This is a genomic window from Synechococcus sp. Cruz CV12-2-Slac-r, from assembly GCF_024346075.1.
Taxonomy (GTDB): Bacteria; Cyanobacteriota; Cyanobacteriia; order PCC-6307; family Cyanobiaceae; genus Synechococcus_D.
Window position 1 is genome coordinate 1 of the sequence record NZ_JAGQEK010000118.1, and the last position, 5033, is coordinate 5033.

Sequence of the window (5033 nt, forward strand, 5' to 3'; positions counted from 1 at the left end):
CCGGTAACAGCAGGATTAATGCAATTGTTAAGCGCCGGCGATCCCGAGCGAGATAAGGCAACAGGCGTTGCAGCCGGGCCAAATCCTTCATGGATTTTTTTGCTCAACAGCAGCCATTGCATCCACTAGATCCTGCAGCTGCCCGTTATCAAGGCGTAGCGAAAGGGGGTTGGCAACAAGACGCGCAGTGCTGAAAAAGAGATCTTCAATTGCAATTAGGCCGTTGTCTTTAAGGGTGCGGCCGGTGGCAACAAGATCCACGATCGCTTCTGAAATACCAGTGAGGGGCCCCAGCTCAACCGATCCGGTGAGATGGATTAGATCTATTGGTAGATCAAGTTTTTCAAAAAATTCGGAGGCGCAACGGGTGAATGTGCTTGCTACGCGGCAATGGGCGGGGAGGTCGGCGGCACGGCGGTAAGGGCTTGATGCTTTTACAGCCACTGCCATGCGGCAACCACCAAAACCAAGATCAAGCAGCTGGGCGACATTGCGTTGCTGCTCCTGCAACACGTCGTAACCCACAACTCCAAGTTGCGCTTGGCCGTAGGCCACATAAACCGGCACATCACCATTTCGAACAAGCAGGGCCCGTGCTTTTCCGCAGGCGCTTGGCACCATCAATAAACGGTTATCGGGGTTGGTGATGGCACTGAAATCAAGGCCTGCCGCGGCAAAACGAGCTACCGAATCTCCCAGCAGTGCCCCTTTTGGAAGGGCAACAGTGATCATGATTGCTACTAACCAATCGAAACTGTAGTCACCAGCACTGGCCTGTGGCGTCAAACTAACTGCAATGAAGCTGTTGTAATGCTTGAAATCCTGCGTGTACCAGTGCTACGCGACAACTACATATTCGTAGTGGTAGCAGCAGATAAGCGCGCCGCAGTTGTGGATCCTGCATTAGCAGAGCCGGTGCAGCAACTGCTTACAAGCAGGGGGCTTAATTTGGCTTTGATTTTGCACACCCATCACCACAGTGATCACATCGGCGGCACACCCCAATTACTGCAGCAGTGGCCTGCTGCTGAGGTGTGGGCTGCAGCTGCAGATCGCGAGCGAATTCCTTTGCAAACTCGTGGATTAGTTGCCGGCGATGCTTTGAATTTATTTGGCCGTTCTATGCAGGTGTTAGATGTGCCGGGTCATACAAGGGCCCATATTGCTTTTTACCTGCCTCCCACCGATACAGAAGGGCCTGAATTATTTTGCGGCGACACTTTATTTGCCGGTGGTTGCGGCCGCCTGTTTGAAGGCACAGCAGCGCAGATGTGGAACTCTTTACAGCAATTTGCGGGCTTACCTGGCAATACACGGGTTTGGTGCGCCCACGAATATACAGAGGCAAATTTACATTTTGCATTTAGCCAGGAGCAAGATAATGAAGCTCTTAAACAACGTTTGCAACAGGTGCAGGATTTGCGGGCAAGGGGTATTGCAACTGTGCCCAGCAGTATTGAATTGGAGTTAGCAACCAATCCATTTATGCGTTGCGATAAAAAAGATCTGCAAGCGATTACTGGTTTTCAGGATCCAGCAGCAGTGCTAGCTGAAATTCGCCTCCGTAAAGATCAGTTTTAATTTTTTGGATCAGATTCCTTGTTTGCTGTGAGAATTGCTCTGGTTTGCAACAACAGCGATGGATCAGCAGCAAATTGAAGCGGTGCAAACAGGCCAAGCTCCAGCTCCGGTGGGTCCGTATAACCAAGCTGTGAAGGCTGGGGGGCTGCTTTTTTGCTCTGGGCAAATTGCCCTTGATCCAGCAACAGGTGCAATGGTGGGCGGTGGTGATGTGGAACTAGAAACACGCCAAGTTCTCACCAATTTGCAGGCGGTTTTAACTGCTGCTGGCTGTTCAGCAGAACGGGTGGTGCGTACAACAGTTTTTTTGGTGGATCTAGCTGATTTCAAGCTTGTGAATGATATTTATGCTGAAGTTTTTTCGACAGGTGTATCACCAGCGCGTGCTTGCGTTCAAGTGGCAGCATTACCAAAAGGGGCAAGAGTTGAGATTGATTGCATTGCTATGCTTCTAGGGCACTGAGTAAAAGCCAGCGCTCCTCTCCTTTACTGATACGTTCGCAGAGAGCTGCAAGTTGTGTGGTGAGATTTTCAATATCTGCATAGTTCGCTGTGAGCAGTTTTGCTTCCAGAGCCATTTTTTCTAGTTCTAAATTCGGCAGGGTATTATCTAATTCATTTAACTCACGTTGTTCTTTATAACTGCGTTTTCGAGCTGCTTTTGTTTTTATATCTGTTTTTGAAGAATTGTTTGCAGTTGCGCTAGATGTTACTAGTGATCCTGCTGTTGGTGCAATTTTTTTCTGTTGCAGCTGTTGTTGATGTTCAAGCCATTCGCTGTAGTTACCTTCAAATCTTTCCAGGATGCCTCCGGGTTGGAAGCAAAATAGGCGATCGATTGTGCGATCTAAGAAATAACGGTCGTGGGAAACAATTATTACGCAGCCACGAAAATCTTCGATGTAATCTTCCAATACACCAAGGGTATGAATATCAAGATCATTTGTTGGTTCATCAAGAAGCAAAACATTTGGTGCTGCCATTAATAGGCGGCATAGGTGCAATCGACGCTTTTCGCCTCCAGATAGCTTTGATACCGGGCTATATTGTTGGGCTGGCGGAAATAAGAAGCGCTCTAATAATTGAGATGCGGATAGAAATTCCCCTTGGCCAAGATCTATCCGCTCTGCAACTTCCTTGATCACCTCAATTACTTTTAATTCATTAGATAACTCTTCTGAATGTTGATCAAAGCAGCCAATAACAACTGTTTCACCCCGTTGCACCAAGCCTGAATCAGGTTGCTGGCGCCCATTAATTAGATCTAATAGCGTTGATTTGCCAATTCCATTAGGGCCGATAAAGCCAACGCGATCCTCTGGCGAGAAGCTATAGCTGAAATCACTAATTAATTTACGATCGCCAATATTTCGGTGAAGATTTTCTATTTCAATAACTGTTTTGCCCAGGCGCCTTCCAGCGCTTGCCATTTCTAGTTTTACCTTCACTGGTTTAAATGTTTGTTCCTGCATTTCTTCAATGCGTTGGATGCGTGCTTTTTGTTTTGTGCTACGAGCTTTTGGCCCTCTTCTTAGCCATTCCATTTCGCGACGCATAACTGATCGATAAGCCCGTTGCTGAGCAGCATCAGCAATATCTTCTTGATTTTTAAGCTCTAGATAAGCTCCATAATTACCAGGATAACGTTTTAATTTACCTGCTTCTAATTCAACAATAGTATTTGTTACTTTTTCAAGAAAATATCGATCGTGGGTGATTAGAACTAGGGCTCCCGGAAAGCGAGCCAAGAATCCCTGTAACCATTCTGTTGCAACGGCATCGAGATGGTTTGTGGGTTCATCTAAAAGCAGGCCATCCGGTTCGGCTACAAGTGCTGCTGCCAGTGCTAAGCGTTTGCGGTAACCGCCCGAAAGTTCACCCACTTTGCGTTGGGGATCATCAATACCTAAACGGCTTAATACCTCATGACATTGCCGTTCTAATTCCCATGCATTTAATTGATCCATCCGGCCACTAAGGCTGCCGAGTTCAGCGAGAAGACTGTTACTTTCAGGATCTGCCTGTAGTTGCAGTGTTACATCTTCATAGCGTTTTACCAGTTGCATTTTTTCGCCGCTGTCTGCGAAAACTTGCTCTAACACTGTGCGATCTGGATCCAGGCTTGGATTTTGATCTACATAAATTACGCGGCTGCGGGGATTTATTTGCACCGTTCCAGCCCCTGGTGGTTCAAGACCAGCCATCAAGCGCATCAGGGTGGATTTACCTGAACCGTTGGTGCCGATCAGCCCCATACGTTCTTTCGGACCTACTTCGAGGTTCACCTTGTCGAGCAAGGTTTTTACCCCATAGTCCTTTTCTACGTTTTGAAGACTGATCAGTGTTTTGCTGCTACTGCCTTGAGCCTGTCATGGGGTGTTGCCATGATGTTGTTGCAACGGCAGTTGGCCATGAAGGTAATTGTGGATTTGTGTGTAGTACCAGTGGGTGTTGGTGTGAATCTTGCGCCTTTCATCGCCACATGTGAGCGAGTGCTCACAGCAGCAGGTTTAAAAATCCAACTGCATCCCAATGGCACTGCCATCGAAGGGGAGTGGGATCAGGTGTTTTTGGCGATCCGCAATTGCCATGAACAACTCCATGCCATGGGTTGTGCACGTTTATTTAGTTCTTTGAACGTAAATACACGCATTGATCGTGATCAAACCTTGGAGCAAAAAGTGGCAAGTGTTGAGGCATTACTGAATGCTGATCTGGATTGATCAGCACTACTGAACTGAGCATTTTTCAACAGGCAACTAATAGTTTCCCACCGGTTTTCCACAACCTTTTTAGTGATTTGTTTAACTGGGGCATGGTGTTGCAGGAAACATCAGGGAAAAAGGTTTTCCGCTTGACAGCCCATAGCAATCGGGCGAGAACTGCTTGCGATTTCATTGCTTGATACAGAAACCTGTTGCTGCTACTGGATTTTTGTTTAATTTAAGGCTTGTGTTGGCTTTTGGAATCGTCTTTGACTTGTGGCCCCCTGTTGTGGCCTTATGGGTGTTCAGGCAAGAAGAAAGCTGAATGGGTGAAGGCGCAGACTTGATCGCAACGCAAGTGAGTGTGGAAAACCAATTTCCAGAGGATTTATTTTTGGCAATGGTTGGATTTATCAGTGCACATCCAGAATGGGATCAATACCGTTTGATGCAATCAGCGGTAGCGGGGTTTCTTTTTCAGCAGGGATGTAAAGAACCAGCTGTAGTTCAGCATTATTTGAATGGATTATTTCAAAGACCAGGAGTAATTAAAGCTTGAGTTTGAATTTAGATACTTATTGTGCTTACTAATTTCTTTTATTAACTAAAACTCGTTGGTAGGCGTTGATGTTGCAGCTGGGTTTCGCTTACAAGCTTTTGCCTTAGCTGGATTCCAGTACTGGTCTGCACTGATCTATTATTGAAAAACAACGGGGCGTGGCGCAGCTTGGTAGCGCGGGTGCTTTG

At 46.8% G+C, this 5033-nt stretch carries 6 protein-coding genes; 4 read left to right on the forward strand and 2 right to left on the reverse strand.

From position 1 onward, the window contains the following. Positions 1-87 precede the first annotated feature (87 nt). Positions 88-732 (reverse strand): ATP phosphoribosyltransferase, encoded by a 645-nt coding sequence (gene hisG / locus KB557_RS08840; protein ID WP_255133360.1) that lies wholly within the window; start codon positions 730-732, stop codon positions 88-90. Between the two features lie 78 nt (positions 733-810). Between hisG and gloB the strand changes: the two genes are divergently transcribed. Both gloB and KB557_RS08850 read left to right on the forward strand, forming a co-directional pair. After that, complete coding sequence (gene gloB, locus KB557_RS08845; protein ID WP_255133362.1) at positions 811-1581, forward strand: hydroxyacylglutathione hydrolase; 771 nt, start codon at positions 811-813, stop codon at positions 1579-1581. Between the two features lie 58 nt (positions 1582-1639). Then, a complete protein-coding gene (locus KB557_RS08850; protein ID WP_255133365.1) occupies positions 1640-2044 on the forward strand; it encodes a RidA family protein in 405 nt (134 codons plus the stop codon). Here KB557_RS08850 and KB557_RS08855 read toward each other — a convergent pair. Beyond that, positions 2025-3866 carry an ABC-F family ATP-binding cassette domain-containing protein gene (locus KB557_RS08855; protein ID WP_255133363.1) on the reverse strand — a complete coding sequence of 614 codons (1842 nt, stop codon included), beginning with the start codon at positions 3864-3866 and terminating at the stop codon, positions 2025-2027. The two genes, KB557_RS08850 and KB557_RS08855, sit on opposite strands and share 20 nt — an antisense overlap. Before the next feature lie 126 nt (positions 3867-3992). Here KB557_RS08855 and KB557_RS08860 point away from each other — a divergent pair, with 126 nt between their 5' ends. Together KB557_RS08860 and KB557_RS08865 are read left to right on the forward strand one after the other, a co-directional pair. After that, positions 3993-4304 (forward strand): MTH1187 family thiamine-binding protein, encoded by a 312-nt coding sequence (locus KB557_RS08860; RefSeq protein ID WP_255133366.1) that lies wholly within the window; start codon positions 3993-3995, stop codon positions 4302-4304. A gap of 307 nt (positions 4305-4611) precedes the next feature. Then, positions 4612-4845 (forward strand): DUF2811 domain-containing protein, encoded by a 234-nt coding sequence (locus KB557_RS08865; RefSeq protein WP_255133364.1) that lies wholly within the window; start codon positions 4612-4614, stop codon positions 4843-4845. Positions 4846-5033 lie beyond the last annotated feature (188 nt).

What these genes read in the sequence shown, in the direction of transcription:
- gloB (WP_255133362.1), top strand. Translation starts at nt 811, where the DNA reads ATGCTTGAAATCCTGCGTGTACCAGTGCTACGCGACAACTACATATTC.
- KB557_RS08850 (WP_255133365.1), top strand. Translation starts at nt 1,640, where the DNA reads ATGGATCAGCAGCAAATTGAAGCGGTGCAAACAGGCCAAGCTCCAGCT.
- KB557_RS08865 (WP_255133364.1), top strand. Translation starts at nt 4,612, where the DNA reads ATGGGTGAAGGCGCAGACTTGATCGCAACGCAAGTGAGTGTGGAAAAC.
- hisG (WP_255133360.1), bottom strand. Translation starts at nt 732, where the DNA reads ATGATCACTGTTGCCCTTCCAAAAGGGGCACTGCTGGGAGATTCGGTA.
- KB557_RS08860 (WP_255133366.1), top strand. Translation starts at nt 3,993, where the DNA reads ATGAAGGTAATTGTGGATTTGTGTGTAGTACCAGTGGGTGTTGGTGTG.